This is a genomic window from Streptomyces shinuiensis (genome assembly GCF_043660855.1).
Lineage (GTDB): Bacteria > Actinomycetota > Actinomycetes > Streptomycetales > Streptomycetaceae > Streptomyces.
On the sequence record NZ_JBIHML010000001.1, the window covers coordinates 4952524 to 4978008 of the forward strand.

Here is a 25485-nt window from a genome sequence, read left to right on the forward strand (position 1 = left end):
GACGGATCACCTCCGTGCTGCCGCCGCGCACGGCCGCGGCGAGCGACCGCGCCGCCACCGTGGAGGACTTCGGCGAGACCCAGGACGCCGTCCCCCGGGACCTGCCGGTCCGGCAGGACAAGCAGTACGCCGTGGCACACGGGGACGTCTCCGGGCTGGAGCGGACGCCGGACGCCTCCACGGTCTTCCGCTTCCGGGAGATCGGCGAGGGCGCCGCGGGCTGATCCCGCTCCCTGCCCGGGCCGGTGCCGTTGCCGGTGTGCGCCGCCCCCGCTTCCCCGCGGCGGGCGGCGCACCGGCGTCACCGGCCCCGACGGGCGCCCTACCGGCCGCCGGGGCGGACCAGCCCGCTCTCGTACGCGTACACCGCCGCCTGCACACGGTCGCGCAGGCTCAGCTTGGTCAGTACATGGCCGACATGGGTCTTCACCGTCGTCTCGCTGACGAAGAGGTCCGCGGCGATCTCGGCGTTCGACAGGCCGCGTGCCACCAGTTTGAGCACCTCGACCTCGCGGTCGGTGAGCGTGCCCAGCGCGTCGGGAACCTCCTCCTCGCCCGAGGGCAGCTTCCCTGCGTACTTGTCCAGCAGACGCCGGGTGACGCTGGGTGCGAGCATCGCCTCGCCGGCCGCCACCACCCGGATCGCCTGCACCAGCTCGGCGGCCGGCGCGTCCTTGAGCAGGAAGCCGGACGCGCCCGCGCGCAGCGCCTCCACCACGTACTCGTCCAGGTCGAACGTGGTGAGCACCAGCACCTTGGCGGGGCCGTCCCGCTCCGGGCCGGTGATCTGCCGCGTCGCCTCCACACCGTCCATCCGCGGCATCCGGATGTCCATCAGGACCACGTCCGGCTGGAGCGCCCGCACCTGCTCCAGCGCCTGCAGGCCGTCCCCGGCCTCACCCACCACGGCGATGTCCCCCTCGGCCTCCAGGATCATCCGGAAGCCGGTGCGCAGCAGCGGCTGGTCGTCGACCAGCAGGACGCGGATTGCCACGGGAACTCCTATCGGGACGGGGGCTTGACGGGCCCATTCTCGCCTAGCCGGCCGCGCCCTCCGCCTCCGGGAGGGTGCCCAGGGGGCCGCCGCCGGAGCCGCTTTCCCCGCCGCCCGTGCCGCCGTCCGGCTCCAGCGGCAGCCGCGGCTGGATCATCAGCGGATACGGCGGGGGAGTGCCCCCGAACTCCGGGCACAGCGCCTGGTGGGCGCACCAGCCGCACAGCGGGCCCGGCCTGGGCCGCCAGTCGCCGGTCTCGGTCGCCTGCCGGATCGCCTCCCACAGGGCCAGCAGCTTGCGCTCCACGCCGCGCAGGTCGTTCTCGTCCGGGTCGTAGGTGAGCACGTCCGTGCTGCCCAGGTAGACCAGCTGCAGCCGGCGCGGGATCGTGCCGCGCAGCCGCCACAGCACCAGGGCGTAGAACTTCATCTGGAACAGCGCCTCGGCCGTGTACTGCGGCCGGGGCGCCTTGCCGGTCTTGTAGTCGACGATGCGGACCTCGCCGGTGGGCGCCACGTCCACCCGGTCGATGATGCCGCGCAGCCGCAGCCCGGACTCCAGGCGGGCCTCCACGAACAGCTCGCGCTCGGCCGGCTCCAGCCTGGTGGGGTCCTCCAGGGAGAACCACCGCTCGACCAGCTCCTCAGCCTGGGCCAGCCACCGCGCCAGCTCGGTGCCGTCGCACGCGCCCTCGCCCGGGGCCGCCCGGCCCTCCTCGGTGAACAGCTCCGCCAGCTCCGGCCGCTTCGCCAACAGCCGCTCCCACTCCCGCACCACCATCGAGCGCGCCCGGCGTACGCTGCGCTCGGCGGCCGGAGCGTCGAACAGCCGCTCCAGCACCGCGTGCACCACCGTGCCCCGGGTGGCCGCGGGCGTCGGTTTCTCGGGCAGCCTGTCGATCACCCGGAAGCGGTACAGCAGCGGGCACTGCATGAAGTCGGCGGCCCGCGACGGTGACAGGGAGTTGGGCGGCGAGGCGGGTGAGGGTGCCTTGCCGGATGCCGGATGGGAGACCATGGACACGACCCTACGGCCCGACACCGACACACCGCCGCTTACCATCGATGACGTACCCCCTCGCACTCCCCCCTCGCACCGCACGGCCGCGGGGGCCGACCACCGGGTGCGAGGGCATCTTCTACGAGGGGAACCCGTGGCGGACACGGACAACAGCGGGCGGCCGGAGCCCGGCCCCGGCAAATCGGCGGACGGCAGGCCGAAGCGTCCGCGGGAGAGCGGCGGCGGCATTCTCATGGGCCGCCCCTTCGGTGTGCCCGTGTACGTGGCGCCGAGCTGGTTCGTCGTCGCCGCACTGATCACCTGGGTCTTCGGCGGCCAGCTGGAGCGCGTGCTCCCGGAGCTGGGCGGTGCCCGCTATCTGGTCTCCCTGTTCTTCGCGGTCGCCTTCTACGCCTCGGTGCTGGTCCACGAGCTGGCCCACACCGTCGCCGCCCTGCGCTTCAAGCTCCCGGTGCGCCGCATCCAGCTCCAGTTCTTCGGCGGGGTGTCGGAGATCGAGAAGGAGAGCGAGACCCCGGGCCGGGAGTTCGTCCTGGCCTTCGTGGGCCCGCTGCTCTCCCTGGTGCTGGCGGGCGTGTTCTACCTGGGGCTGTTCACCGTCGAGGCCGGAACCGTGCCCGCGGTGCTGCTGGCCGGGCTGATGGTCTCCAACCTCATCGTCGCGGTCTTCAACCTGCTGCCGGGTCTGCCCCTGGACGGCGGCCGGATGCTGCGCGCGGTGGTGTGGAAGATCAGCGGCAGGCCGATGACCGGCACCGTCGCCGCCGCCTGGACCGGCCGTGCGCTCGCCGTCGCCGTCCTGATCGGGATGCCGCTGCTCAGCTACGCGGGGGGCTACGGCGCCGAGGAGGGCTTCGGCGGGGTGGACTCCATCACCGACGCCCTGCTCGCCGCGATCCTCGCCGCGATCATCTGGACCGGTGCCGGCAACAGCCTGCGCATGGCCAGGCTGCGCGAGCGCCTGCCCGAGCTGAGCGCCCGCGCCCTGACCCGCCGCGCCGTCCCCGTCTCCGCCGACACCCCCCTGTCGGAGGGGCTGCGCCGCGCCAACGAGGCCGGGGCCAGGGCCCTGGTGGTCGTGGACGGCCAGGGGGAGGCGGTCGCCGTCGTCCGCGAGGCGGCCATCGCCGGGGTGCCCGAGCACCGGCGCCCCTGGGTGGCGGTGAGTACCCTGGCCCAGGACCTCACCGAGGGCATGCGGGTGTGGGCCGAGCTGGCCGGTGAGGACCTGCTGGAGCACCTGCGGGCCACTCCCGCCACCGAGTACCTGGTGGTGGAGGGAAGCGGCGAGATCTACGGGGTGCTGTCGGCCGGCGATGTCGAGCGGGCCTTCGTGGCGGCCATGGCCAAGCCCGCCTCCTGACTCCTGGAGAAACCTCGCGGCCCCCGTCCCGCCCGCCCGTCCGGGGGCCCGGGGACGTGTCGGGCGGATGGGGCGGCCCTCGATTACGGCCGGAGGGCGAGCCTGGACTACCCTTGCCCCCATGTCCGAACCGACCGGTGCCGCCCGCCGTCGCGGGCCCTTCCAGGTCGGGGACCAGGTCCAGCTCACCGACCCCAAGGGACGCCACTACACCTTCACGCTCGAGGCGGGGAAGAGCTTCCACACCCACAAGGGAGCCTTCCCCCACGACGAGCTGATCGGTGCTCCCGAGGGCACGGTCGTCCGTACCACGGGAAACGTCGCCTATCTCGCGCTGCGTCCCCTGCTCCCCGACTACGTCCTGTCCATGCCGCGCGGCGCTGCCGTCGTCTACCCCAAGGACGCGGGGCAGATCCTCGCGATGGCCGACATCTTCCCCGGTGCGCGCGTCGTCGAGGCGGGCGTCGGCTCGGGCTCGCTGAGCACCTTCCTGCTGCGGGCCGTGGGCGACCGGGGAATGCTGCACTCCTACGAGCGCCGCGCCGACTTCGCCGAGATCGCGCAGGCCAACGTCGAGCGGTACTTCGGCGGCCCGCACCCGGCCTGGCGGCTGACCGTCGGAGACCTCCAGGACAACCTCTCCGACACCGAGGTCGACCGCGTCATCCTGGACATGCTCGCTCCGTGGGAGTGCCTGGAGGCCGTCTCCAAGGCCCTCGTCCCCGGCGGCATCCTGTGCGCCTACGTCGCCACCACCACCCAGCTCGCCCGCACCGTGGAGTCCATCCGCGAGCACGGCACCTTCAACGAGCCGGCCGCCTGGGAGACCATGGTGCGCACCTGGCACGTCGAGGGCCTGGCCGTCCGCCCCGACCACCGCATGATCGGGCACACCGGCTTCCTGCTCACCGCCCGCCGGCTCGCCGACGGGGTGGAGCCCCCGATGCGCCGCCGCCGCCCGGCGAAGGGCGCCTACGGGGAGGACTACAGCGGTCCGGGCAGCGGCTCCGGCCGCGGCTGAGGCGGCTCTTTTCCGCCATCCGCCACCCCCGATCCGCGACCCGCGCGTGCCGCCGCCCGGCTCCGACAGGAGCCGGGCGGCGGCACGCGGCACGTGCGGGGTGGGCCGGGCGGGAGCCGGGACGGTGGTGAGGCGCACCCGGCCGTTCCACCGCGGTGTGACGTATGGCACGATGCTGGGCACCCCGGCCGACCGCACCTCACAGGAGTCGTCCCGCGTGCAGCTTCCGGCAGACTCTGCGCCCGCTCCCCCTCCCTCCGCCTCGCTCCTTCCAGCCGCCGCCCCGTCCCGCGTCCCGCACCAGCCCGGTCCGGCCGGGGCCTCCTGCGCGGCGGGCCGCGCACCGTTCTCCCCCGCGCCTTCCCCCGCCGCCCCCGCCCCCGCCCACACCCGCGCCCGCGCGCCGCACTGGTTCGCCACCGCCGCGGCGCTGGGCGCGCTGCTGGGCGCCTCCGCGCTGCTGGAGCCCGCCGGCGTCGGCGCCGCCCAGGCGCGGGAGACCACCGCGGTGGCTCCCGGTCCGGACGCGGACACGGCCCGTTACCCGCTGGAGTGCGGCCCAGTGGAGGCCGAGGTGACCGACAGGGCGGCCGTGGACTTCGACGGCGACGGCCGCGCCGAGACCGTCGCGGTGGTCCGCTGCGCCGCGGGGATCGGCACCCCGCCCAGCGGGGTGTACGTCCTGGCGCATCCCGCGCACGAGGGGGGCGGGCCCCGGATCGCCGAGACCCTGGTGGAACCGGGGGAGGGGATGGCGGTGCAGGATCTGGCCGTTCGCGACCGCACGGTGTCCGCCAGGCTGCTGGGCTACTCGTCGCCGGACGTGCCCCGCTGCTGTCCCGACAAGGCGCGGGACGTCGAATGGGAGTGGCGGGGCGGGAAGTTCGTGCTGGAGGCGGCGCCGACCGCCCGGAGTGTCTGAGTGGTCGCGCAACGCCTGGCGCGGCCGGAGGCCGGAACGCCGCCGCGCTACCCGGCGTCGGGACCGTACACCTCGGCACCGTCGTCCACCCGGCGCACGTGGATGCACTCGCCCGGGCACTCCTTGGCCGAGTCCGCCACGTCGCCGAGCAGCGGGAGCGGTACGGGGGCGGTGGCGCCCGGCTCCGTGCGCAGCTCCGCCTCCTCGCCCGCGGGGGCGGGGCCCTTCACGTAGGCGAGCCCGTCGATGTCCAGCTCGAAGACCTCGGGCGCGTACTGCGCGCAGATCCCGTCGCCGGTGCAGAGTTCCTGGTCGATCCAGACTTCCAGTTCTGCGGTCTGCTCATTGTGCGAGCCCATGTTGCTGCCTGCCGTTCCTGCACTCGTGACCGGACCGTTTGACGGATTGGCGGTGTGATCTTGGCGGAATAGAGCCACCCGTGACGGGGGTTGACGCTTCAGACGATACAACCGGCCGCTTTCCGGAGAGGTTGGGTGGGTATTCACCCGGGGTAAGGGAGTGCGCAAGGGTGAAGATCAGACACACCCCGACCGTGTTTGTGATCTAGGGGTTTCAACCCCCACGGGTCCAGGTAGGGTCAGGAAGCGTCCAGCTCCCCTTGGAGGAGGTGAGGACCGTGGCAGCCCACGACGACGACATCAACCGCGGCATCCGGCCCGAACGGGGTTCCGACGACCCGGCAGGCCAGGTTGCCCATCTCGAGCAGGAGATCGCCGTCCTGCGCCGCAAGCTCGCCGACTCTCCGCGCCACACTCGGATTCTCGAGGAGCGGATCGTCGAGCTGCAGACGAATCTGGCCGGTGTGTCCGCACAGAACGAGCGGCTCGCCAACACCCTCCGTGAGGCCCGTGACCAGATCGTGGCCCTCAAGGAGGAGGTCGACCGGCTCGCCCAGCCGCCGGCCGGCTTCGGGGTCTTTCTGCAGGCGAACGAGGACGGTACGGCCGACATCTTCACCGGTGGTCGCAAGCTCCGGGTGAACGTCAGCCCCAGCCTCGACCTCGGTGAGCTCAGGCGTGGCCAGGAGGTCATGCTGAACGAGGCGCTCAATGTGGTCGAGGCCATGGAGTTCGAACGCGCCGGGGACATCGTCACCCTCAAGGAGGTCCTGGAGGACCGCGAGCGTGCCCTGGTGATCGGACACACCGACGAGGAGCGCGTGGTCAGGCTCGCCGAGCCCCTTATGAACGCCACGCTCCGGGCCGGTGACGCACTGCTGCTGGAGCCGCGCTCGGGGTACGTCTACGAGGTCGTGCCCAAGAGCGAGGTGGAGGAGCTCGTCCTCGAAGAGGTCCCGGACATCGACTACAACAAGATCGGTGGCCTGGGCGGCCAGATCGAGCTGATCCGCGACGCGGTGGAGCTCCCCTACCTGTACCCGGACCTGTTCAAGGAGCACGAACTCCGCCCGCCCAAGGGAGTTCTCCTCTACGGCCCGCCCGGCTGCGGCAAGACCCTCATCGCCAAGGCCGTGGCCAACTCCCTTGCCAAGAAGGTCGCCGAGGTGACCGGGCAGCCCCAGGGGAAGAGCTACTTCCTCAACATCAAGGGCCCCGAACTGCTGAACAAGTACGTCGGCGAGACCGAGCGGCACATCCGGCTGGTCTTCCAGCGAGCCCGGGAGAAGGCGAGCGAGGGCACGCCCGTCATCGTCTTCTTCGACGAGATGGACTCCCTGTTCCGCACCCGCGGCTCCGGCGTCAGCTCGGACGTGGAGAACACCATCGTCCCGCAGCTGCTGTCGGAGATCGACGGTGTGGAGGGGCTGGAGAACGTCATCGTCATCGGCGCCTCCAACCGTGAGGACATGATCGACCCGGCGATCCTGCGCCCGGGACGCCTCGATGTGAAGATCAAGATCGAGCGTCCGGACGCCGAGGCCGCCAAGGACATCTTCTCGAAGTACCTGACCCCGAACCTCCCGCTGCACGCGGACGACCTCACGGAGCACAACAAGGACCCCGAGGCCACCGTCGCCGGGATGATCCAGTCGGTCGTCGAGCAGATGTACGCCGAGTCCGAGGAGAACCGCTTCCTGGAGGTCACCTACGCCAACGGTGACAAGGAGGTCCTGTACTTCAAGGACTTCAACTCCGGTGCGATGATCCAGAACATCGTCGACCGGGCCAAGAAGATGGCGATCAAGGCCTTCCTCGACCACAACCAGAAGGGCCTGCGGGTCTCCCATCTGCTCGCCGCGTGCGTGGACGAGTTCAAGGAGAACGAGGACCTGCCCAACACCACCAACCCCGACGACTGGGCCCGTATCTCCGGCAAGAAGGGCGAGCGGATCGTCTTCATCCGCACCCTCGTCACCGGAAAGCAGGGCGCGGACACCGGACGCTCCATCGACACGGTGGCCAACACCGGTCAGTACCTGTAAAGACACCGTCCGGCTGCGGATGCCCGTGTCCCCGTCGAGAGGCGGGGGCGGGCGTCCGCAGCCGGATCTTTTCGGACCGATCTCCACCGAGGAAACACGGGAAGTCCGCAGTGATCTCCCAACCGGGGCCCGACCGCCCTAGGCTCGTCCGTACCGCCGCCATGCGGAGCGCGGGGCCGAGGGCCGCAAACGGGCCGGATGCGCAGCGGGACTTGAGCGGTGGCCCAAAGGCGGGCCGCCGCCGGGCAAGGAGGGCCGCATGACCGTACGGCGAGTGATGGGCATCGAGACGGAGTACGGGATCTCCGTCCCCGGTCACCCGAACGCCAATGCCATGCTCACCTCGTCCCAGGTGGTCAACGCCTACGCGGCGGCGATGCACCGGGCGCGCCGCGCCCGCTGGGACTTCGAGGAGGAGAACCCGCTGCGGGACGCCCGGGGCTTCGACCTCGCGCGCGAGGCCGCCGACTCCAGCCAGCTCACGGACGAGGACATCGGCCTGGCCAACGTGATCCTCACCAACGGCGCGCGGCTGTACGTGGACCACGCGCACCCCGAGTACAGCGCCCCGGAGGTCACCAACCCGAGGGACGCGGTGCTGTGGGACAAGGCCGGCGAGCGGGTCATGGCCGAGGCAGCCCGGCGTGCCGCCGAGGTGCCCGGCGCCCAGCCGATCCATTTGTACAAGAACAACACCGACAACAAGGGCGCCTCCTACGGCTGCCACGAGAACTACCTGATGAAGCGGGAGACCCCCTTCTCGGACATCGTGCGCCATCTGACGCCCTTCTTCGTCTCACGCCAGGTCGTCACCGGGGCCGGACGCGTCGGGATCGGCCAGGACGGCTCCGAGCACGGCTTCCAGATCAGCCAGCGGGCCGACTACTTCGAGGTGGAGGTCGGCCTGGAGACCACCCTCAAACGGCCGATCATCAACACCCGCGACGAGCCGCACGCCGACGCCGAGAGGTACCGCCGGCTGCATGTGATCGTCGGCGACGCCAACCTGTCGGAGGTCTCCACCTATCTCAAGCTCGGCACCACCTCCCTGGTGCTGTCCATGATCGAGGACGGTTTCATCGCCGTCGACCTGGCCGTCGACCAGCCCGTACGCACCCTGCACCAGGTCAGCCACGACCCGTCGCTGCGCCGGCCGATCACGCTGCGCAGCGGACGGACGCTCACCGCCGTACAGCTCCAGATGGAGTACTACGAGCTGGCCCGCAAGTACGTGGAGGAGCGCTGGGGGCAGGACGTGGACGAGCAGACCGCGGACGTGCTGGCCCGCTGGGAGGACGTCCTGGGGCGTCTGGAGAGCGACCCGATGAGTCTGGCGGGCGAGCTGGACTGGGTCGCCAAGCGGGAGCTGATGGAGGGCTACCGGCGCCGCGACGGCCTGGACTGGGACGCGGCACGGCTGCACCTGGTGGACCTGCAGTACGCCGACGTGCGCCCCGACAAGGGCCTGTACAACCGTCTGGCGGCCCGTGGCCGGATGAAGCGGCTGCTGGACGAGCCGGAGGTGGAGCGGGCCCGCTCCCAGCCTCCGGAGGACACCCGCGCCTACTTCCGCGGCCAGTGCCTGGAGCGGTACGCCGACGCGGTGGCCGCGGCCTCCTGGGACTCGGTGATCTTCGATCTGCCGGGTCGGGACTCCCTCCAGCGGGTACCCACTCTGGAGCCGCTGCGCGGCACGCGCGCCCACGTCGGCGAGCTGCTCGACCGCTGCCGTACGGCGGAGGAGCTGGTCAAGGCGCTGTCCGGGAAGTGAACCGGGGGAGAAGGGACGGCTGAACGTCTCCGGATGAGGGAATCATGGAAATGGCTTCCGAACGTCCGCGACGGCGGCGTGGCAGGGGCGCGGCAGTGATATGGCGGTGACATGGCGGCTGTGTGGCGGCGGCATGGCAAAGAAGCGCCATCGACAGGAGCAGGGCCGATGTCAGGCCCGGCTTGTAGGGTCTGATCTTGTACCGTCCAACCGAGCGGGGTGAGGTATATGGCGACCAAGGACACCGGCGGCGGTCAGCAGAAGGCGGCACGCTCCACCGAGGAGGCCGACGAGCAGGCGCAGGAAGCGCAGGTCTCGGAGGATCTCAAGGAGCGCCAGGAGGCGCTGTCGGACGAGGTGGACTCCGTGCTGGACGAGATCGACGACGTGCTCGAGGAGAACGCCGAGGACTTCGTGCGTTCCTTCGTGCAGAAGGGCGGCGAGTAGGGCGTGCCCGTCCGTCCCGCACCCCCGCGACGGCGGGGGTGCGGGACGGATGACATCCGCCGCCACGGGTAAGGTCCGTGCAGAATTCTCAAGATCCGGTCTCACGATCTGGTGGAAGGAAACGTGTGGAAGCCAACACCCGTAGCACAGGGCGCCTGCCTGCTGCCTTCCTGACGCCGGGCTCGTCCTCGTTCATGGACTTCCTGTCCGAGCACGCGCCCGAGCAGCTTCCCGGCAACCGTCCGCTCCCGCCCGTGAAGGGCGCCGTCGAGGCGCCGCACGGCACGACGATCGTCGCGGTCACCTTCCCCGGCGGCGTGGTGCTGGCCGGCGACCGGCGCGCGACGATGGGCAGCATGATCGCCCAGCGCGACATCGAGAAGGTCTTCCCGGCCGACGAGTACAGCGCCGTCGGCATCGCAGGGACCGCCGGGCTCGCCGTGGAGATGGTCAGGCTCTTCCAGTTGGAGCTGGAGCACTTCGAGAAGGTCGAGGGCACCCAGCTGTCCCTGGAGGGCAAGGCCAACCGCCTGTCCACGATGATCCGCGGCAATCTCGGCATGGCCATGCAGGGCTTGGCGGTGATCCCGCTGTTCGCCGGGTACGACGTGGACCGGGGCAGGGGCCGCGTCTTCTCCTACGACGTGACCGGCGGGCGCTCCGAGGAGCAGGGCTTCGCGGCGGTCGGTTCCGGTTCGGTCTTCGCTCGCGGTTCGCTCAAGAAGCTGCACCGCGACGACCTCGGCGAGCGGCAGGCGGTCACGGCCGTCGTCCAGGCCCTCTACGACGCCGCCGACGACGACTCCGCCACCAGCGGCCCCGACCTGGTGCGCCGGATCTACCCCGTCGTCACGGTGATCACCGAGGACGGCTTCCGCAGGCTCACCGAGGAGGAGGTCGCCGAGATCGCCCGCTCGGTGTACGACGGCCGGCTCCAGTTGCCCAACGGGCCCCAGGCCCCTGTGCTCTAGATCAGGAAGGGACCGATAGCCGGTGTCGACGCCGTTCTATGTCTCACCCCAGCAGGCCATGGCGGACCGTGCCGAGTACGCCCGCAAGGGCATCGCGCGCGGCCGCAGCGTGGTCGTGTTGCAGTACGCCGACGGCATCGTGTTCGTCGCCGAGAACCCCTCTCGGGCACTGCACAAGGTCAGCGAGATCTACGACCGGATCGCCTTCGCGGCGGTGGGCAAGTACAACGAGTTCGAGAACCTGCGCATCGGCGGCGTCCGCTACGCCGACCTGCGCGGCTACACCTACGCCCGCACGGACGTCACCGCGCGGGGCCTGGCCAACGTCTACGCCCAGACCCTGGGCACCATCTTCTCCAGCGCGGCGGAGAAGCCGTACGAGGTGGAGCTGATCGTCGCCGAGGTCGGGGAGGGCCCCGAGGACGACCAGATCTACCGGCTGCCGCACGACGGCTCGATCGTCGACGAGCACGGCTCGGTGGCGGTCGGCGGCAACTCCGACCAGATCGGCAGCTACCTCGAACAGCGCCACCGGGACGGGATGACCCTGGCCGAGGTCCTCGAGCTGGCGGTGGAGTCCCTGAGCCGGGACAGCAACGGCGGCGAGCGCACCCTCACGGCCGACCAGCTGGAGGTCGCCGTCCTGGACCGCGCCCGGCCCCAGCAGCGCAAGTTCAAGCGGGTGCTCGGCCGGCAGCTCTCCCGGCTGCTGGAGGAGGGCGGTACGTCCGCGGATGAGTCGTCCGGCGAGTCGTCCGGCGAGTCGTCCGGCGGGGCCTCCTCGGGGGAGCCCTCCGCCTCCGAGGAGTAGCCTCCGCGCCCCTGCCCGCCCGTGGGCCCCTGCCGTGCTCAGCGCCTGCCGGGGCCCACGGGCGTGTCCGGGGGCGGCGCGGTTGAGCCCCGCACGGTCAGCCGCACCGGCAGCGTGGTCACCCGGGCGGGGGATCCGGAGCCGCCGGCCTCCCGCGTCCGGCCGTCCGGGACGGCACTCTCTGTCCGGCCGTCCAGCACAGCCAGCAGAGCCCGCATCCCGGCCGCCCCAGCCTCCTCGGCGGGCAGCCGCACCGTCGTCAGCTCCGGCTCGACCGCCCGGGCGAGCGCCAGATCGTCGAAGCCGGTCACCGAGACGTCCTGCGGCACCCGCAGCCCCAGTCGCCGTACCGCCTTGCACGCGCCCGCGGCGAGCACGTCGTCGTCGCACACCAGCGCGGTCGGCCGGGGGAACGCCGCCAGCGCCTGTGCGGCGGCAAGCGTCCCGGCGGCCACGTCCAGGTCGGCCGTCCAGGTCGGCGGCGGCGGGCAGCCGGCCCCGGCCAGTGCCCCGGCCAGTGCCGCGGCCCGCACCTCGAAGGTCCAGGAGTCCACCGCCGCGGCGATGTGGGCCACCCGGCGGTGGCCCAGTTCCAGCAGATGCCCGGCCGCCTGCCGCATGCCGTCGGCGATGTCGAGGTTGACGGTGGCCGCCGCCTGGGTGTTCTCCGGCTCGCTGTCGAGCATCACCAGTGGCAGTTCGCCGCCGGAGCGCAGGGCGGCCAGCGCCTCGGAGGCCATCGAGGAGGCGATCACGCCGTCCAGGGCGGCGCCGGCGGAGCCGAAGGGGTCCCGGGCGGGCCCGACGCCCTCCGGAGAGGGGTAGAGCACCACTCCGAAGCCGTGCTCGGCGGCCACCCGCGCGGCGCCCGCGTGGAGCCGGGCGAAGAACTCGTTGGTGAGCGCCGGGACCACCAGCAGCGCGGTGCGGGTGCGCCCCAGCCGCAGACTGCGCGCGGCCAGATTCGGCCGGTAGCCCAGCTCCCGTGCCGTCTCCCGCACCGCCTCGGCCTTGCCCGGCGAGACCCGGCCGCGCCACTTGCCGCCCAGCACCAGGGAGACGGCCGCCTGTGAGACCCCGGCGGCACGCGCCACGTCCCGGCTCGTGGGCCGGGGTCGGTCGGTGGTCACTGGCCGGCTCCCGGAGTGGACGGACGGTACGGGCGGTGCCCGGGCCCACATGGACCCGGGGGCTGGTTCATGGTACGTATGACGCAGCAGGTTATACGTAACACTTCCGCAGGCTGCCGGAGAACCCCGGGGAAGAGGAGCCGATCCATGGCGACGGGCTACGCCGAACTGCTGCGCGTCAGACACGCCGCGCGGCTGCTCACCGGCACCCTGCTCGGCCGGCTGCCGAACGCCACCGCCGCCCTGGCGATCGTGCTGTTCACCCGTGCGGAAGGCGGCAGCTACACCCTGGCGGGCGTGCTGTCGGCCGTCTACGGGCTGTCCAGCGCCGTCGGCCAGCCGATGCTGGGCCGCGCGGTGGACCTGTGGGGCCAGCCGAGGGTGATGCTGCCCGCCGCGCTGCTGTCCGGCCTGGGCATGGCCGCCCTCGCCCTCGCGGGCACCGAGCCGCTGCCCGTCGCCTACGCCGCCACGGCCGTCGCCGGCCTGTTCACCCCGCCCCTGGAGGGCGGCCTGCGCGCCCTGTGGCCGTCCGTCCTGAAACACCCCGACCGGGTGCACGCCGCCTACGCGCTGGACGCGGTGTCCCAGGAGGTGATGTTCACCCTGGGGCCGCTGGCCGTCACGGTGCTGGTGGCCTTCTGGAGCGAGGCCGCGGCCCTGCTGGTGATCAACGCCCTGGGAGTGCTCGGCGCCCTGTCCGTGGTGGTCTCGCCGCCCTCCCGCCGCTGGCGCTCCGAGCCGCGCGAGGCGCACTGGCTGGGCGCCCTGCGCTCCGGCGGCCTGCTCGCCCTGCTCGGTTCGTTCTTCTTCGTCGGCCTCGCACTGGGGACGATCGCGGTGGCCGCGGTCGCCTACGCCGAGGGCCACGGCGACGAACTGATCTCCAGCTATCTGCTCTCGGCACTGGGTGCCGGCGCCCTGGTCGGCGGCCTGGCCTACGGGGCCCGCACCTGGGCGGGGGAGCCCGAGACCCGGCTGCGCGCCCTGGTGGCCGCCCTGGCGGCCGGCTACCTGCCGCTGGCGCTGGTGCCGGGCCCCGCGGCCATGACCTTCCTGGCCGGGGTCGCTGGCCTCTTCCTGGCCCCCGCGCTGGCCTGCGCCTTCGTGGTGGTGGACCGGCACGCGCCGGCCGGCACGGTCACGGAGGCGTTCTCCTGGCTGGTGACGTCCTTCGGCGTCGGAGCCGCGGCGGGGACGGCCGTGGTGGGCCCGGTCATCGAACGGGGCGGGGCGCCGGCGGGCTTCCTCGTCGCCGGTGCGGGCGGCCTGGCCGCGCTGCTGGTCCTGCTGGCCACCCGGCGTGTCCTGGCGGCTCCCGCCCCGCCCCGGCCCCCGGCCCCCGCCCCCTCTCCCGCCTCGCCCCCCGACACCGTCGCCCGGATGGAAAGTGATCGGAACGGGGGCGCCGGAGCCGGTTTCAAAACCGGGCATCAGGCGTAAAGTTCATTCATGGACCGCCGAATCTTCGGGCTGGAGAACGAGTACGGCGTCACGTGTACGTTTCGGGGACAGCGGCGCCTGTCTCCTGACGAAGTGGCGCGGTACCTCTTCCGCCGTGTCGTGTCATGGGGCCGCAGCAGCAACGTCTTCCTCCGCAACGGCGCCCGCCTCTACCTCGACGTGGGCTCGCATCCGGAGTACGCCACTCCGGAGTGCGACAACGTGACCGAGCTGGTCACCCACGACAAGGCGGGCGAGCGCATTCTCGAAGGACTCCTCGTCGACGCCGAGCGACGCCTCCACGAGGAGGGCATCGCGGGCGACGTCTACCTGTTCAAGAACAACACCGACTCGGCGGGCAACTCCTACGGGTGCCACGAGAACTACCTCGTGGCCCGGCACGGGGAGTTCTCGCGCCTGGCGGACGTCCTCATCCCGTTCCTGGTGACCAGGCAGCTCGTCTGCGGCGCCGGCAAGGTGCTCCAGACCCCGCGAGGCGCGGTCTACTGCGTCAGCCAGCGCGCCGAGCACATCTGGGAGGGCGTCAGCTCCGCCACCACCCGGTCCCGGCCGATCATCAACACCCGCGACGAGCCGCACGCCGACGCCGAGCGCTACCGCCGCCTCCACGTCATCGTCGGCGACTCCAACATGTCCGAGACCACCATGCTGCTCAAGGTCGGCGCCACCGACCTGGTGCTGCGCATGATCGAGGCCGGTACGGTCATGCGAGACCTCACCCTGGAGAACCCGATCCGGGCGATCCGCGAGGTCAGCCACGACATCACCGGCCGGCGCAAGGTCCGGCTGGCCAACGGGCGCGAGGCCTCCGCGCTGGAGGTGCAGCAGGAGTACTACGAGAAGGCCGCCGACTTCTGCGAGCGCCGGGGCATCCGCACGGGCGTGGTGGACCAGGTGCTGGAGCTGTGGGGCCGCACCCTGGAGGCGGTCCGCACCCAGGAACTCGACAAGGTCAACACCGAGATCGACTGGGTGATGAAGTACCAGCTCATCGAGCGGTACCGGGCCAAGAACAACATCACCATGTCCCACCCCCGGATCGCCCAGATAGACCTCGCGTACCACGACATCCACCGCCGCCGAGGGCTGTATTACCTGCTGGAGCGCAAGGGGCAGGCCGCCCGGATCTGCAACGACGTCAAGATCTTCGAGGGCAAGTCCGTGCCGCCCCAGACCACCCGTGCCCGGCTGCGCGGCGACTTCATCCGGCGGGCCCAGGAGCAGCGTCGCGACTTCACGGTGGACTGGGTGCACCTGAAGCTGAACGACCAGGCCCAGCGCACGGTGCTGTGCAAGGACCCGTTCCGTTCGGTGGACGAGCGTGTGGAGAAGCTCATCTCCGGCATGTGAGCCCGGCGGGCGGCGCGCCCGCGGCCGTGTCACACCGGAGCCGGTCCCGGGCGCGTTCCCGGGACCGGAGCCGGTCCCGGGAACGAAATCGGTCCTTCCGCGAGTTGTGGGAGGTGGGCCGGGCGGCCCGTAGAGTGGCCGGCACGCCCGGCACGCCCGGACACCTCCTACACCACGAGTTGGACTGATGCTGCAATCTCGAGGGGGACGCCCCCCACACCCCCGCGCCCTGGCGAAGGTCGGCCGCCGCGTCGCCGCGGCCCTGGTCGTGCCCGCCGTGCTGTTCACCGCGGCGTGCGGCTCCGACGGGTCCGACGGCTCCTCCGAAGCCGCCACGAAGGTCTCCGGCAAGGTCGGCGAGGAGCCCAAGGTCACCGTCGCCGAGGGCTCCGAGGCCCCTGACGAGGCCGCCGTGCGGACCGTCACCGAGGGCAAGGGCGACAAGCTCGCCGAGGGCGACTTCGTCCGCATCGACATCCTGATGACCAGCAACGGCCAGGAACTGATCAACACCTGGAAGCAGCAGCCGGAGGGCGCCTCCGAAGACGGCGCCCACCGCCAGGAGGTCCTCCGTCTCGGCGAGGCGCAGGGGCTCCCCGAGCCGGTCACCCAGTCCCTGATCGGCGAGCGGGCCGGAAGCCGCGTCCTGATCGAGGGCACCGCCGAGGCGATCATGGGCGACTCGATCAACCCGCAGATGGGGATCGACGGGGCCGACAGCATGGTCTGGGTGGTCGACGCCGTCGCCTCCGCCAGGACCGACGCCAAGGCCGAGGCCGACGGTGAGCAGGCGGCCGCCGGCGAGGGCATGCCCGAGGTGAAGGCCAACGAGCAGAAAGCCGCCACCATCACCGTCCCCAAGGGCGAGAAGGCCCCCGAGAAGCTGAAGCAGCAGGTGCTGATCGAGGGCGACGGGCCCGAGGTGAAGGCCGGCGACGGCCTGATCGCCCAGTACACCGGGGTCAAGTGGGAGGACGGGGAGAAGTTCGACTCCTCCTGGGACCACGGTGGCGCCACCGCATTCCAGATCGGCACCGGCAAGGTCGTCAAGGGCTGGGACGACGCACTGGTCGGCAAGAAGGTCGGAGACCGCGTCCTCCTGGTCATCCCGCCGGACCTCGCCTACGGCGGCAACCCGCAGTCGGAGCTGGCCGAGAACACGCTGGTGTTCGTCGTGGACATCGTCGGCAAGGTCTGACGATCTTCGACGGCGGCTGCCCGCCGGGTCTGCGAGACTGGCCCGGTTGACCGATGGAAACGTTCGTAGGAGCAACTTCGTGAGCATCGACAAGCCCGAGATCGACTTCCCGGGCGGCGAGCCCCCGGCCGACCTGGAGATCAAGGACATCTGGGAGGGCGACGGACCGGTCGCCAAGGCTGGCGACACCGTCTCCGTGCACTACGTGGGCGTCGCCTTCTCCACCGGCGAGGAGTTCGACGCCAGCTGGAACCGCGGCACCCCGCTGAGCTTCCAGCTCGGCGTCGGCCAGGTCATCTCCGGCTGGGACCAGGGCGTGCAGGGCATGAAGGTCGGCGGGCGCCGCCAGCTGGTCATCCCGCCGCACATGGCGTACGGCGACCGCGGCGCCGGCGGCCGGATCAAGCCGGGCGAGACGCTCATCTTCGTCTGTGACCTGGTCTCCGTCTGAGACCGGTGGAACACCCGCCCGGGTCCCCGCCGCAGGGCGGGGGCCCGGGCTTTGTACCGGGCCCGCCCTGAGCGGTACGGTCGACGGTCGGGACAAGTGCGAGAGAGGGCGTCGATGGCCATTGCCAAGGCCGAGCGGCTGATGAACCTGGCGCTGTGCCTGCTGGGGACGCGGCGCCCGCTGACCAAGCGCGAGCTGCGGGCCTCGATCGAGGCGTACCTGGAGGTCGGCGGAGGCCCGGGCAGGGGCGGCGAGGACGCCTTCAACCGGATGTTCGAGCGCGACAAGGACGATCTGCGCGAGCTCGGCCTGGTGATCGAGACGGTGGAGAACCTGGAGGGCGAGATCGCCTACCAGGCCCGCCGCGACAGCAACCGCCTCCCGCCCGTCGCCCTGGACGCGGAGGAGGCCGCCGCCCTCACCCTGGCCGCCAAGGTCTGGCAGCAGGCCCGTCTGGCCGGGGCCGCCAGCGGCGCCCTGCAGAAGCTGCGCGCCGCGGGGATGCCGCTGGCCGACACCGGCGGCGCGGAGGACCCGTACGGCGGCCACAGCGCCCTGGAGCCGCGCATCCCCGTACGCGAGGCCGCCTTCGAACCGCTGATGCTCGCCTGCCGCGACCGGCGTCCGGTCACCTTCGACTACCGCAAGTCCACCGCCGCCCGCCCCGGGACCCGGCACGTGGAGCCCTGGACGCTGGAGTGCTGGCGCGGCCACTGGTACCTGGTGGGCCACGACCGCGACCGGGGTGCCGAGCGGGTCTTCCGGCTCTCCCGCATCACCGGACCGGTCCGCTCCCGTGCCGGGGCCTACACCGCCGAGGTGCCCGACCACGTCACCGTCCGCGAGACCGTCGAGCGGTGGGCCGGGGAGATCGCCACCGCCACCGCCCGCATCCGGCTGCGGCAGGGCGCCGGCTATCCGCTGCGGGCCAGGGCCCTGGAGATGCGCGAGGCCGGGGACGGCTGGGACGAGCTGGAGATCCCCTACGGTCACGGGCTGGACGCCTGGCTGGTGGAGTTCGGGCCGGACGTGGTCGTGCTGGAGCCCGCCGAGCTGCGGACCGACGTGGTGGACCGGCTGCGCGCCGTGGCCAAGGGATGACCGGCCCCGGCGAGAGGCCGTGCAGGGCCGGCCGGCCCTGCACAGGGCCGGCGAGGGTTTGAGGGAACTCAGGGGAAGAGGCACCACCGACATGGCCACCAACGCCATCGACCAGACCCGCCGGATGCTGTCCCTGGTGACGTATCTGCGCGAACGGCCCGGCGCCCGCGTCGAGGACGTCGCCCGCGCCTTCGGCATCACCACCGACGAGCTGATCTCCGACCTCCACGTCCTGCCGATGTGCGGCACCAGCTTCCGGGGCGGGGATCTGCTGGACATCGACACCGACGGCGAGCGCATCTGGTGGCACAACGCCGACGCGGTGGGCTCCAGCACCGGCGAGCCGCTGCGGCTGGCCGCCGACGAGGCCACCGCGCTGCTGGTGGCCGCGCGGGCCGTCGCCACCCTGCCGGGACTGCGCGAGAGCGATCGCGAGGCCCTTCAGCGCGCCACCGCCAAGATCGAGGCGGCGGCGGGCGAGAGTGCCGGGGCCAGTTCCCGGCTCTCGGTCATCTTCGAGTCCGAGGGCGGGGTCTTCGCGGACGTCGACCGGGCCATCGCCGAGCGCCGCAGGCTGTGGATCCGCTACTACTCGCCGACGCGCGACACGCTGACCGAGCGGGAGATCGACCCGATCCGGCTGTTCGCCGTCGGCCACACCTACGTCGAGGCGTGGTGCCGCCTGTCCGAGGCGCACCGCACCTTCCGGCTGGACCGGGTGGCCGAGATCAGGCTGCTGGACGAGCCCTCCGACCCCCCGCCGGTGGAGCTGCGCGACCTGTCCGAGGGGCTGGTCCAGCCCTCCGCCGAGGACCCGCAGGTGGTGATCGAGGTGGGGCCGGGCGGGCGCTGGGTCGCCGAGTACTACCCGCACGACAGCGCCGAGGAGCTGCCCGAGGGCGGTCTGCGCATCACCCTGCGCGCCCCCGACCCGGCCTCCCTGCGCCGCCTGGCCCTGCGGCTGGGGCGCGACGGCCGGATCATCTCCCCGCGCGAGCTGGCCGACAGCGCCCGGGACGCGGCACGGGCCGCGCTGGCGGCGTACGGCGACTGAGAACCGGCCAGGTCCCGCAGGCCCCGGCCGGACAGGGGTTCCCGCTCCGGCCGCGGCCGTCCACTACGCTCGCCCCATGCTCTGGCCCATGTTCTTCCTCACGCTCGCCTTCTGCGGAATCGCCGTGCTCGGCGTCCTCGCCGTCCGGGTGGGACTGGAGGTACGACGCTTCGCCCGCGCGGTCGGCGACGGCTGCGAGCGCGTCGCCCGGGCCGCCGAGGACCTGGAGCGGGCCGCGACCCCCCTGGCCGCACGGGCGCGGACCGAGCGCTGAACGGGGCGCCGGCGGTGTGTCGGCGGTGTGCCCCGAGATCGCCGCCGGGCGTCGCCCCCTCCATGTGGTGCCGCCGGGGCGGTACCCTTCAAGACGGTGTAAGCGCGGCGTCCGTGGCCGGCACCGGGATGACGCGGAGGCATTGCCCCGCGTTCACCCCCCGGGGTTACGATCGCTGCCAGCGCACCAGTACGAGCAAGCCCGTCCGAATCAGTAGGGCAGGCACGGACACCGCCGCCCCGGCGAGAAGGTAGTGGCACATGATCGGCAACCTCAGGCCCATGGAGATCGTACTGATCCTCCTCGTCGTCCTGCTGCTGTTCGGCGCCAAGAAGCTCCCCGACATGGCCCGCTCCCTCGGCAAGTCGGCCCGCATCCTCAAGAGCGAGGCCAAGGCCATGAAGAAGGAGAACGAGGCCGCCCAGCAGGACACCTCCGCCCAGCAGGACACCTCCGCTCAGCAGGCCGCGCCCAGGACCATCCAGGCCGCGCCCGGCGACGTCACCAGCTCCCGCCCGGTGAACGAGCCCGGCCAGCAGACCACCAAGAACTGATCCGGCCCCAGGTCCGGTGACGGGCCCGGCGCCGCCGAGGCCGGACACCGACAACCGACACACCGCCACTGACACCGAGGACGTGGGTTGCTCAAGTCCGCCCGCAAACAGGGGAAGCCGCAGGGGGATCCCGAGGGGCGCATGCCGCTCGCGGAGCACCTGCGGGAGCTGCGCAACCGCCTGATGAAGTCGGTGCTGGCCATCCTGGCCGTCACCGTCGTCGGGCTCGTGTACTACAAGCAGGTCGCCGACTTCCTCACCGAGCCGCTCCGCGACGCCGTCGGCTGCACCGCGGGCTTCGGCCGGGCCGCGGAGAAGGGCGAGGCCTGTGCCGAGATCACCATCAGCGGTGTGATCGCGCCCTTCACCCTCATGCTCAAGGTGGGACTCACCACCGGCATGGTGCTGGCCTGCCCGGTCTGGCTCTACCAGCTGTGGGCCTTCCTCGCCCCCGGCCTGCACAGCCACGAGAAGAAGTACGCCCGCTCCTTCGTCGCGGCCGGCGTGCCGCTCTTCCTCGGCGGCGCCTACCTCGCCTACATCGTCCTGCCGACGATGGCCGCCACCCTGATCGAGTTCACCCCCGAGGGCACCGGCAACCTCGTACCCCTGGACGAGCTCCTCGACATCATCACGCGGATGGTGATCGTCTTCGGGCTGGCCTTCGAGCTGCCCCTGGTGCTGGTGATGCTGAACTTCGGCGGTGTCCTCACCGGCCGCAGGCTGCTGGGCTGGTGGCGGGTCATGGTCGTCTCCATCACCCTCTTCGCGGCCGTCGCCACCCCCAGCGGCGACCCGCTGACCATGGGCGCCCTGGCCGCGCCGATCGTGCTGCTGTACTTCATCGCCGTCGGGATCGCCCTGTTCAACGACCGGCGCCGCAGCCGCAAGGACCCCTACGCCGGACTGAGCGACGACGAGGCGTCCCCGCTCGACCACACACCGGAGAAGGTCGGCGCGATCGAACCCGTCGACGGCCCCTCCGCGCTGCCCGAGGGCGCGTCCGAAGACGGTCCGACCAGGCGCGACGGTTACGACGACGCCACCTGAGCCGGTAGGGTCCGCGCGTGACCGGTGAGATCACCCTGTTCGTCAACCCGACCGCGGGCCACGGCCGCGGCGCGGGAGCCGCCCAGCCCGCCGCACGCGCCCTGCGCGCGGCGGGCTTCTCGGTGCGCACGGTCGTCGGCACGGACGCCGACGACGCGCTCACCCGGGCGCACCGGGCCGTACGCGGCGGCACCGGAGCGCTGATCGCCGTCGGCGGGGACGGCATGGCCTCCCTCGCCCTCCAGGCGGTGGCCGGCACGGACACCCCGCTGGGCGTGGTCGCGGTCGGCACCGGCAACGACATCGCCCGCTCCCTGGGCCTGCCCGTGCGCGACCCGGCCGGAGCGGGACGGGTGATCGCGCAGGCGCTCAAGGAGGGGCGGAGCCGGAGCATCGACCTCGGCCGGGTCGGCGGACGCTGGTACGGCAGCGTGCTGGCCTCCGGCTTCGACTCCCGCGTCAACGACCGGGGCAACCGCATGAGGTGGCCCGCCGGACGCCTGCGCTACGACATGGCGGTGCTCGCCGAACTGGCCGGGCTGCGGACGGTCCCGTACCGCCTCACACTCGACGACGGCCCGCCGCTGGAGACCGACGCGACACTGGTCGCGGTCGGCAACGGCCCCTCCTACGGAGGAGGCATGCGGATCTGCGCGGACGCCCGCCTCGACGACGGCCTGCTGGACGTCACGGTGGTGGGGGAGTGCGGCCGAACCACCCTGCTGCGGGTCTTCCCGCGCGTCTACCGGGGCACCCACCTCGCCCACCCCGCGGTCACCGTGCACCGGGCGGCGAAGGTGACCCTGGAGGTCGCCACGCCCGGGGAGACGGTGACCGGCTACGCCGACGGCGAGCCGCTGGGCCTCCTGCCGCTCACGGTCGAGGCGGTCCCCGGGGCGGTTCGGGTGCTCGTGCCGGAGCCCGCGGGGCCGTAAAGACCGGGTGCCGTGTCGGTGGCGGCCGGTAGGCTCGTAAGTACGATGACCGAGGACATGTCCCCAGCAGAGCGCTACGCCGCCGCCCGGGTCCGCGCCGCCGAGCAGGCCACCGCTCTGGCTCCCTTCCGCGAGATGTACGACTTCGAACTGGACCCGTTCCAGATCGAGGCGTGCAGGGCACTGGAGGCCGGCAAGGGCGTGCTGGTCGCCGCGCCCACCGGATCCGGCAAGACGATCGTGGGCGAGTTCGCCGTCCACCTGGCCCTCACCCGGGGCCGCAAGTGCTTCTACACCACGCCCATCAAGGCGCTGTCCAACCAGAAGTACAACGACCTGGTCAAACGCCACGGCGCGCGGAACGTCGGCCTGCTGACGGGCGACAACAGCATCAACTCCGGCGCGCCGGTGATCGTGATGACCACCGAGGTCCTGCGGAACATGCTCTACGCCGGTTCGCAGGCGCTCGCGGGCCTGGGCTACGTGGTGATGGACGAGGTGCACTACCTCTCCGACCGGTTCCGCGGCGCGGTCTGGGAGGAGGTCATCATCCACCTCCCCGAATCGGTGACGCTGGTGTCGCTGTCGGCGACCGTCTCCAACGCCGAGGAGTTCGGGGACTGGCTGGACACCGTCCGAGGCGACACCGAGGTGATCGTCTCCGAGCACCGGCCCGTGCCGCTGTGGCAGCACGTGCTGGCCGGGCGGCGGATGTACGACCTGTTCGAGGAGAAGAACGGCCGCCGCGAGGTCAACCCGGACCTGCTCCGCATGGCCCAGCTGGAGAACAGCCGCCTGCCCGCCTTCCGCGACCGGCGCCGCGGCAAGCCGCTGCGCGAGGCCGACCGGGAGCGCGAGCGGCGCCAGCGCAGCCGGATCTGGACGCCCGGCCGCCCCGAGGTGATCGACCGGCTCGACTCCCAGGGGCTGCTCCCGGCGATCACCTTCATCTTCAGCCGCGCCGGCTGCGAGGCGGCCGTACAGCAGTGCCTGTACGCCGGGCTGCGGCTGAACGGCGCCGGGGAACGGGCGCGGGTGCGCGAGCTGGTGGAGGAGCGCACCGCCTCCATCCCCGACGAGGACCTGCACGTGCTGGGCTACTTCGAGTGGCTGGAGGGTCTGGAGCGGGGCATCGCCGCGCACCACGCGGGCATGCTGCCGACCTTCAAGGAGGTCGTGGAGGAACTGTTCGTCCGCGGCCTGGTCAAGGCCGTCTTCGCCACCGAGACCCTCGCCCTGGGCATCAACATGCCCGCCCGGTCGGTGGTGCTGGAGAAGCTGGTCAAGTGGAACGGCGAGCAGCACGCCGACATCACCCCCGGCGAGTACACCCAGCTCACCGGACGCGCGGGACGGCGCGGCATCGACATCGAGGGCCACGCGGTGGTGCTGTGGCAGCGCGGCATGGACCCGGGTGCGCTGGCCGGGCTGGCCGGCACCCGCACCTACCCGCTGCGTTCCTCCTTCCGCCCGTCGTACAACATGGCGGTCAACCTGGTCTCGCAGTTCGGGCGGCACCGCTCGCGCGAACTGCTGGAGACGTCCTTCGCGCAGTTCCAGGCCGACCGCGCGGTCGTCGGCATCTCCCGGAAGGTGCAGCGCAACGAGGAGGGCCTGGAGGGCTACCGCGAGGCGATGACCTGTCACCTCGGGGACTTCGACGAGTACGCGCGGCTGCGGCGCGAGCTGAAGGACCGCGAGACCGAACTGGCCCGTCAGGGTGCCCTCCAGCGGCGCGCGGCGGCGGCCGACTCGCTGGAGAAGCTGCGGCCTGGCGATGTGATCCACGTGCCCACCGGCAAGTTCGCCGGACTGGCGCTCGTGCTGGACCCGGGCGTTCCGGCCGGGCGCAGTCACGGCCACCGCGGCTGGGACCACCACGACGGCCCCCGCCCGCTGGTGCTGACCGCCGCACGGCAGGTCAAGCGGCTGGCCTCGATGGACTTCCCCGTGCCCGTCGAGCCGCTGGAGCGGATGCGGATCCCCAAGTCGTTCAACCCGCGCAGCCCGCAGTCCCGCAGGGACCTGGCCTCCGCGCTGCGCACCAGGGCCGGCCATCACGAGCCGGGACGCACCCGCCGCAGGCAGCGCTCGGAGGCCGCCGACGACGCCGAGATCGCACGGCTGCGCAAGGCCATCCGCGCCCATCCCTGCCACGGCTGCGACGAGCGCGAGGCGCACGCCCGCTGGGCCGAGCGCTACCACCGCCTCAAGCGCGACACCCGGCAGCTCGAGCGCCGTATCGAGGGCCGCACCAACACCATCGCCCGCACCTTCGACCGCGTCTACGCGCTCCTGTCCGATCTGGGCTATCTGCGCGGCGACGAGGTGACCGACGACGGCAGGCGGCTGGCCCGGCTCTACGGCGAGCTGGACCTGCTGGCGAGCGAGTGTCTGCGCGAGGGCGTCTGGGAGGGTCTGCCCCCGGCCGAACTGGCCGCCTGCGCCTCGGCCCTGGTGTACGAGGCGCGCTCGGCCGACGACGCCCTCCAGCCGGTGCTGCCCGGGGGGAAGGCCAAGGACGCGCTGGGCGAGATGGTCCGCATCTGGGGCCGGCTGGACGCCCTGGAGGAGGATCACCGGATCAACCAGTCCGAGGGCGTGGGCCAGCGCGAGCCCGACCTCGGCTTCGCCTGGGCCGCCTACCGCTGGGCGGAGGGCGACAGCCTGGACTCGGTGCTGCGGGAGGCCGAAATGCCCGCCGGTGACTTCGTGCGCTGGTGCAAGCAACTGGTCGACGTGCTCGGCCAGATCGCCGCGGCGGCGCCCGAGGGCGGCACGGTGGCGCGCAACGCCCGCAGGGCGTCCGAGAAGGTGGTGCGCGGCGTGGTGGCGTACACCTCCGTGGGCTGACGCCCGGGCCCCGGCACGCACGGTCCGGTCGCCCGCCCGGCGCGCGCCGGGCGGGACAGGGGCGTGACGCGCGGTCAGCGTGCCCGCGCCCCGGCCTCTGCCCCGCCCTCCGCCCCGGCCGGAGCGGAGGGGCCGGGCGCGCCGGATGCTTCCTCCTGCTCCGCCTCCACCCGCGCCTTCCACCCCCGCTCCGACGCCTGCCGGCCGTCCTCGTCATGACCAGGGCACAGGCAGCCGGAGACCGGCAGCCGCCCGCGCGGCACACCGCCCGGTGCGCAGATGGCGGCGCGACCCCCCCGCCCGGCCCGCCTCGCCGTGGACATGGGCATATCCGACTTTACGGGCT

General features: G+C 72.3%; 25 protein-coding genes. 20 read left to right on the plus strand and 5 right to left on the minus strand.

What is annotated here, in order from left to right:
* Nucleotides 1-14: 14 nt before the first annotated feature.
* Nucleotides 15-224 carry a hypothetical protein gene (locus ACGRHY_RS22405; RefSeq protein WP_394637106.1) on the plus strand — a complete coding sequence of 70 codons (210 nt, stop codon included), beginning with the start codon at nucleotides 15-17 and terminating at the stop codon, nucleotides 222-224.
* Nucleotides 225-322: 98 nt separating this feature from the next.
* Here the strand turns inward: ACGRHY_RS22405 and ACGRHY_RS22410 are convergent, their stop codons facing one another.
* Both ACGRHY_RS22410 and ACGRHY_RS22415 read right to left on the minus strand, forming a co-directional pair.
* Nucleotides 323-994, minus strand: a complete 672-nt coding sequence (locus ACGRHY_RS22410) for a response regulator (RefSeq protein ID WP_394637107.1) — start codon at nucleotides 992-994, stop codon at nucleotides 323-325.
* A 43-nt stretch (nucleotides 995-1037) separates the two neighbouring features.
* Nucleotides 1038-2012: a RecB family exonuclease gene (locus ACGRHY_RS22415; protein WP_394637108.1), complete on the minus strand. Its 975-nt coding sequence runs from the start codon at nucleotides 2010-2012 to the stop codon at nucleotides 1038-1040.
* Here ACGRHY_RS22415 and ACGRHY_RS22420 point away from each other — a divergent pair.
* The 3 genes from ACGRHY_RS22420 to ACGRHY_RS22430 all read left to right on the plus strand — a co-directional run bounded on the left by ACGRHY_RS22420 (nucleotide 1927) and on the right by ACGRHY_RS22430 (nucleotide 5321).
* Nucleotides 1927-3378, plus strand: a complete 1452-nt coding sequence (locus tag ACGRHY_RS22420) for a site-2 protease family protein (RefSeq protein WP_394637109.1) — start codon at nucleotides 1927-1929, stop codon at nucleotides 3376-3378. The genes ACGRHY_RS22415 and ACGRHY_RS22420 overlap by 86 nt on opposite strands.
* A gap of 121 nt (nucleotides 3379-3499) precedes the next feature.
* A complete protein-coding gene (locus tag ACGRHY_RS22425) occupies nucleotides 3500-4399 on the plus strand; it encodes a tRNA (adenine-N1)-methyltransferase (protein ID WP_394637110.1) in 900 nt (299 codons plus the stop codon).
* A 157-nt stretch (nucleotides 4400-4556) separates the two neighbouring features.
* Nucleotides 4557-5321, plus strand: a complete 765-nt coding sequence (locus tag ACGRHY_RS22430) for a hypothetical protein (RefSeq protein WP_394637111.1) — start codon at nucleotides 4557-4559, stop codon at nucleotides 5319-5321.
* 47 nt (nucleotides 5322-5368) lie between these two features.
* On the opposite strand, the gene ACGRHY_RS22435 is transcribed toward ACGRHY_RS22430, so the two are convergent.
* Nucleotides 5369-5680, minus strand: coding sequence for a ferredoxin (locus ACGRHY_RS22435; RefSeq protein ID WP_394637112.1), 312 nt, complete (start codon nucleotides 5678-5680; stop codon nucleotides 5369-5371).
* A 278-nt stretch (nucleotides 5681-5958) separates the two neighbouring features.
* Here ACGRHY_RS22435 and arc point away from each other — a divergent pair, with 278 nt between their 5' ends.
* The 5 genes from arc to prcA all read left to right on the plus strand — a co-directional run bounded on the left by arc (nucleotide 5959) and on the right by prcA (nucleotide 11725).
* Nucleotides 5959-7725, plus strand: a complete 1767-nt coding sequence (arc, locus tag ACGRHY_RS22440) for a proteasome ATPase (protein WP_394637113.1) — start codon at nucleotides 5959-5961, stop codon at nucleotides 7723-7725.
* Nucleotides 7726-7984: 259 nt separating this feature from the next.
* On the plus strand, nucleotides 7985-9496 hold the full coding sequence (gene dop / locus ACGRHY_RS22445) for a depupylase/deamidase Dop (protein ID WP_394637114.1): 1512 nt from the start codon (nucleotides 7985-7987) through the stop codon (nucleotides 9494-9496).
* Nucleotides 9497-9724: 228 nt separating this feature from the next.
* Entirely contained in the window at nucleotides 9725-9943 is a 219-nt protein-coding gene (locus ACGRHY_RS22450) for a ubiquitin-like protein Pup (RefSeq protein WP_394637115.1), read from the plus strand.
* Between the two features lie 125 nt (nucleotides 9944-10068).
* Nucleotides 10069-10914: a proteasome subunit beta gene (prcB, locus tag ACGRHY_RS22455; protein ID WP_394637116.1), complete on the plus strand. Its 846-nt coding sequence runs from the start codon at nucleotides 10069-10071 to the stop codon at nucleotides 10912-10914.
* Nucleotides 10915-10936: 22 nt separating this feature from the next.
* A complete protein-coding gene (gene prcA / locus ACGRHY_RS22460) occupies nucleotides 10937-11725 on the plus strand; it encodes a proteasome subunit alpha (RefSeq protein WP_394637117.1) in 789 nt (262 codons plus the stop codon).
* Nucleotides 11726-11763: 38 nt separating this feature from the next.
* Here prcA and ACGRHY_RS22465 read toward each other — a convergent pair whose 3' ends face one another.
* The gene (locus tag ACGRHY_RS22465; RefSeq protein ID WP_394637118.1) at nucleotides 11764-12906 is read right to left on the minus strand and encodes a LacI family DNA-binding transcriptional regulator; all 1143 of its coding nucleotides are present in this window, start codon (nucleotides 12904-12906) and stop codon (nucleotides 11764-11766) included.
* Nucleotides 12907-13002: 96 nt separating this feature from the next.
* Here ACGRHY_RS22465 and ACGRHY_RS22470 point away from each other — a divergent pair, with 96 nt between their 5' ends.
* The 11 genes from ACGRHY_RS22470 to ACGRHY_RS22520 all read left to right on the plus strand — a co-directional run bounded on the left by ACGRHY_RS22470 (nucleotide 13003) and on the right by ACGRHY_RS22520 (nucleotide 25139).
* Nucleotides 13003-14298, plus strand: coding sequence for an MFS transporter (locus tag ACGRHY_RS22470; protein ID WP_394637119.1), 1296 nt, complete (start codon nucleotides 13003-13005; stop codon nucleotides 14296-14298).
* Between the two features lie 9 nt (nucleotides 14299-14307).
* The gene (gene pafA, locus ACGRHY_RS22475; RefSeq protein ID WP_093850885.1) at nucleotides 14308-15669 is read left to right on the plus strand and encodes a Pup--protein ligase; all 1362 of its coding nucleotides are present in this window, start codon (nucleotides 14308-14310) and stop codon (nucleotides 15667-15669) included.
* Nucleotides 15670-15856: 187 nt separating this feature from the next.
* The gene (locus ACGRHY_RS22480) at nucleotides 15857-16867 is read left to right on the plus strand and encodes an FKBP-type peptidyl-prolyl cis-trans isomerase (protein WP_394637120.1); all 1011 of its coding nucleotides are present in this window, start codon (nucleotides 15857-15859) and stop codon (nucleotides 16865-16867) included.
* Between the two features lie 79 nt (nucleotides 16868-16946).
* Entirely contained in the window at nucleotides 16947-17318 is a 372-nt protein-coding gene (locus ACGRHY_RS22485; RefSeq protein WP_394637121.1) for an FKBP-type peptidyl-prolyl cis-trans isomerase, read from the plus strand.
* A 114-nt stretch (nucleotides 17319-17432) separates the two neighbouring features.
* Nucleotides 17433-18419, plus strand: coding sequence for a helix-turn-helix transcriptional regulator (locus ACGRHY_RS22490; protein ID WP_394637122.1), 987 nt, complete (start codon nucleotides 17433-17435; stop codon nucleotides 18417-18419).
* A 91-nt stretch (nucleotides 18420-18510) separates the two neighbouring features.
* Nucleotides 18511-19473, plus strand: coding sequence for a helix-turn-helix transcriptional regulator (locus ACGRHY_RS22495; protein WP_394637123.1), 963 nt, complete (start codon nucleotides 18511-18513; stop codon nucleotides 19471-19473).
* Between the two features lie 76 nt (nucleotides 19474-19549).
* Nucleotides 19550-19747, plus strand: a complete 198-nt coding sequence (locus ACGRHY_RS22500) for a hypothetical protein (RefSeq protein ID WP_394637124.1) — start codon at nucleotides 19550-19552, stop codon at nucleotides 19745-19747.
* A gap of 260 nt (nucleotides 19748-20007) precedes the next feature.
* Complete coding sequence (tatA, locus tag ACGRHY_RS22505; RefSeq protein WP_394637125.1) at nucleotides 20008-20301, plus strand: Sec-independent protein translocase subunit TatA; 294 nt, start codon at nucleotides 20008-20010, stop codon at nucleotides 20299-20301.
* An 87-nt stretch (nucleotides 20302-20388) separates the two neighbouring features.
* A complete protein-coding gene (tatC, locus tag ACGRHY_RS22510; RefSeq protein WP_394637126.1) occupies nucleotides 20389-21351 on the plus strand; it encodes a twin-arginine translocase subunit TatC in 963 nt (320 codons plus the stop codon).
* Between the two features lie 17 nt (nucleotides 21352-21368).
* Nucleotides 21369-22286: a diacylglycerol kinase gene (locus ACGRHY_RS22515; protein ID WP_394637127.1), complete on the plus strand. Its 918-nt coding sequence runs from the start codon at nucleotides 21369-21371 to the stop codon at nucleotides 22284-22286.
* Nucleotides 22287-22331: 45 nt separating this feature from the next.
* On the plus strand, nucleotides 22332-25139 hold the full coding sequence (locus ACGRHY_RS22520) for a DEAD/DEAH box helicase (protein ID WP_394637128.1): 2808 nt from the start codon (nucleotides 22332-22334) through the stop codon (nucleotides 25137-25139).
* 74 nt (nucleotides 25140-25213) lie between these two features.
* On the opposite strand, the gene ACGRHY_RS22525 is transcribed toward ACGRHY_RS22520, so the two are convergent.
* The gene (locus ACGRHY_RS22525) at nucleotides 25214-25462 is read right to left on the minus strand and encodes a hypothetical protein (RefSeq protein ID WP_394637129.1); all 249 of its coding nucleotides are present in this window, start codon (nucleotides 25460-25462) and stop codon (nucleotides 25214-25216) included.
* Nucleotides 25463-25485 lie beyond the last annotated feature (23 nt).

What these genes read in the sequence shown, in the direction of transcription:
- dop (WP_394637114.1), top strand. Translation starts at nt 7,985, where the DNA reads ATGACCGTACGGCGAGTGATGGGCATCGAGACGGAGTACGGGATCTCC.
- ACGRHY_RS22490 (WP_394637122.1), top strand. Translation starts at nt 17,433, where the DNA reads ATGGCCATTGCCAAGGCCGAGCGGCTGATGAACCTGGCGCTGTGCCTG.
- ACGRHY_RS22465 (WP_394637118.1), bottom strand. Translation starts at nt 12,906, where the DNA reads ATGTGGGCCCGGGCACCGCCCGTACCGTCCGTCCACTCCGGGAGCCGG.
- ACGRHY_RS22420 (WP_394637109.1), top strand. Translation starts at nt 1,927, where the DNA reads ATGAAGTCGGCGGCCCGCGACGGTGACAGGGAGTTGGGCGGCGAGGCG.
- ACGRHY_RS22495 (WP_394637123.1), top strand. Translation starts at nt 18,511, where the DNA reads ATGGCCACCAACGCCATCGACCAGACCCGCCGGATGCTGTCCCTGGTG.
- ACGRHY_RS22500 (WP_394637124.1), top strand. Translation starts at nt 19,550, where the DNA reads ATGCTCTGGCCCATGTTCTTCCTCACGCTCGCCTTCTGCGGAATCGCC.
- tatA (WP_394637125.1), top strand. Translation starts at nt 20,008, where the DNA reads ATGATCGGCAACCTCAGGCCCATGGAGATCGTACTGATCCTCCTCGTC.
- ACGRHY_RS22520 (WP_394637128.1), top strand. Translation starts at nt 22,332, where the DNA reads ATGACCGAGGACATGTCCCCAGCAGAGCGCTACGCCGCCGCCCGGGTC.
- ACGRHY_RS22525 (WP_394637129.1), bottom strand. Translation starts at nt 25,462, where the DNA reads ATGTCCACGGCGAGGCGGGCCGGGCGGGGGGGTCGCGCCGCCATCTGC.
- ACGRHY_RS22425 (WP_394637110.1), top strand. Translation starts at nt 3,500, where the DNA reads ATGTCCGAACCGACCGGTGCCGCCCGCCGTCGCGGGCCCTTCCAGGTC.
- ACGRHY_RS22450 (WP_394637115.1), top strand. Translation starts at nt 9,725, where the DNA reads ATGGCGACCAAGGACACCGGCGGCGGTCAGCAGAAGGCGGCACGCTCC.
- pafA (WP_093850885.1), top strand. Translation starts at nt 14,308, where the DNA reads ATGGACCGCCGAATCTTCGGGCTGGAGAACGAGTACGGCGTCACGTGT.
- ACGRHY_RS22435 (WP_394637112.1), bottom strand. Translation starts at nt 5,680, where the DNA reads ATGGGCTCGCACAATGAGCAGACCGCAGAACTGGAAGTCTGGATCGAC.
- ACGRHY_RS22480 (WP_394637120.1), top strand. Translation starts at nt 15,857, where the DNA reads ATGCTGCAATCTCGAGGGGGACGCCCCCCACACCCCCGCGCCCTGGCG.
- ACGRHY_RS22470 (WP_394637119.1), top strand. Translation starts at nt 13,003, where the DNA reads ATGGCGACGGGCTACGCCGAACTGCTGCGCGTCAGACACGCCGCGCGG.
- ACGRHY_RS22415 (WP_394637108.1), bottom strand. Translation starts at nt 2,012, where the DNA reads ATGGTCTCCCATCCGGCATCCGGCAAGGCACCCTCACCCGCCTCGCCG.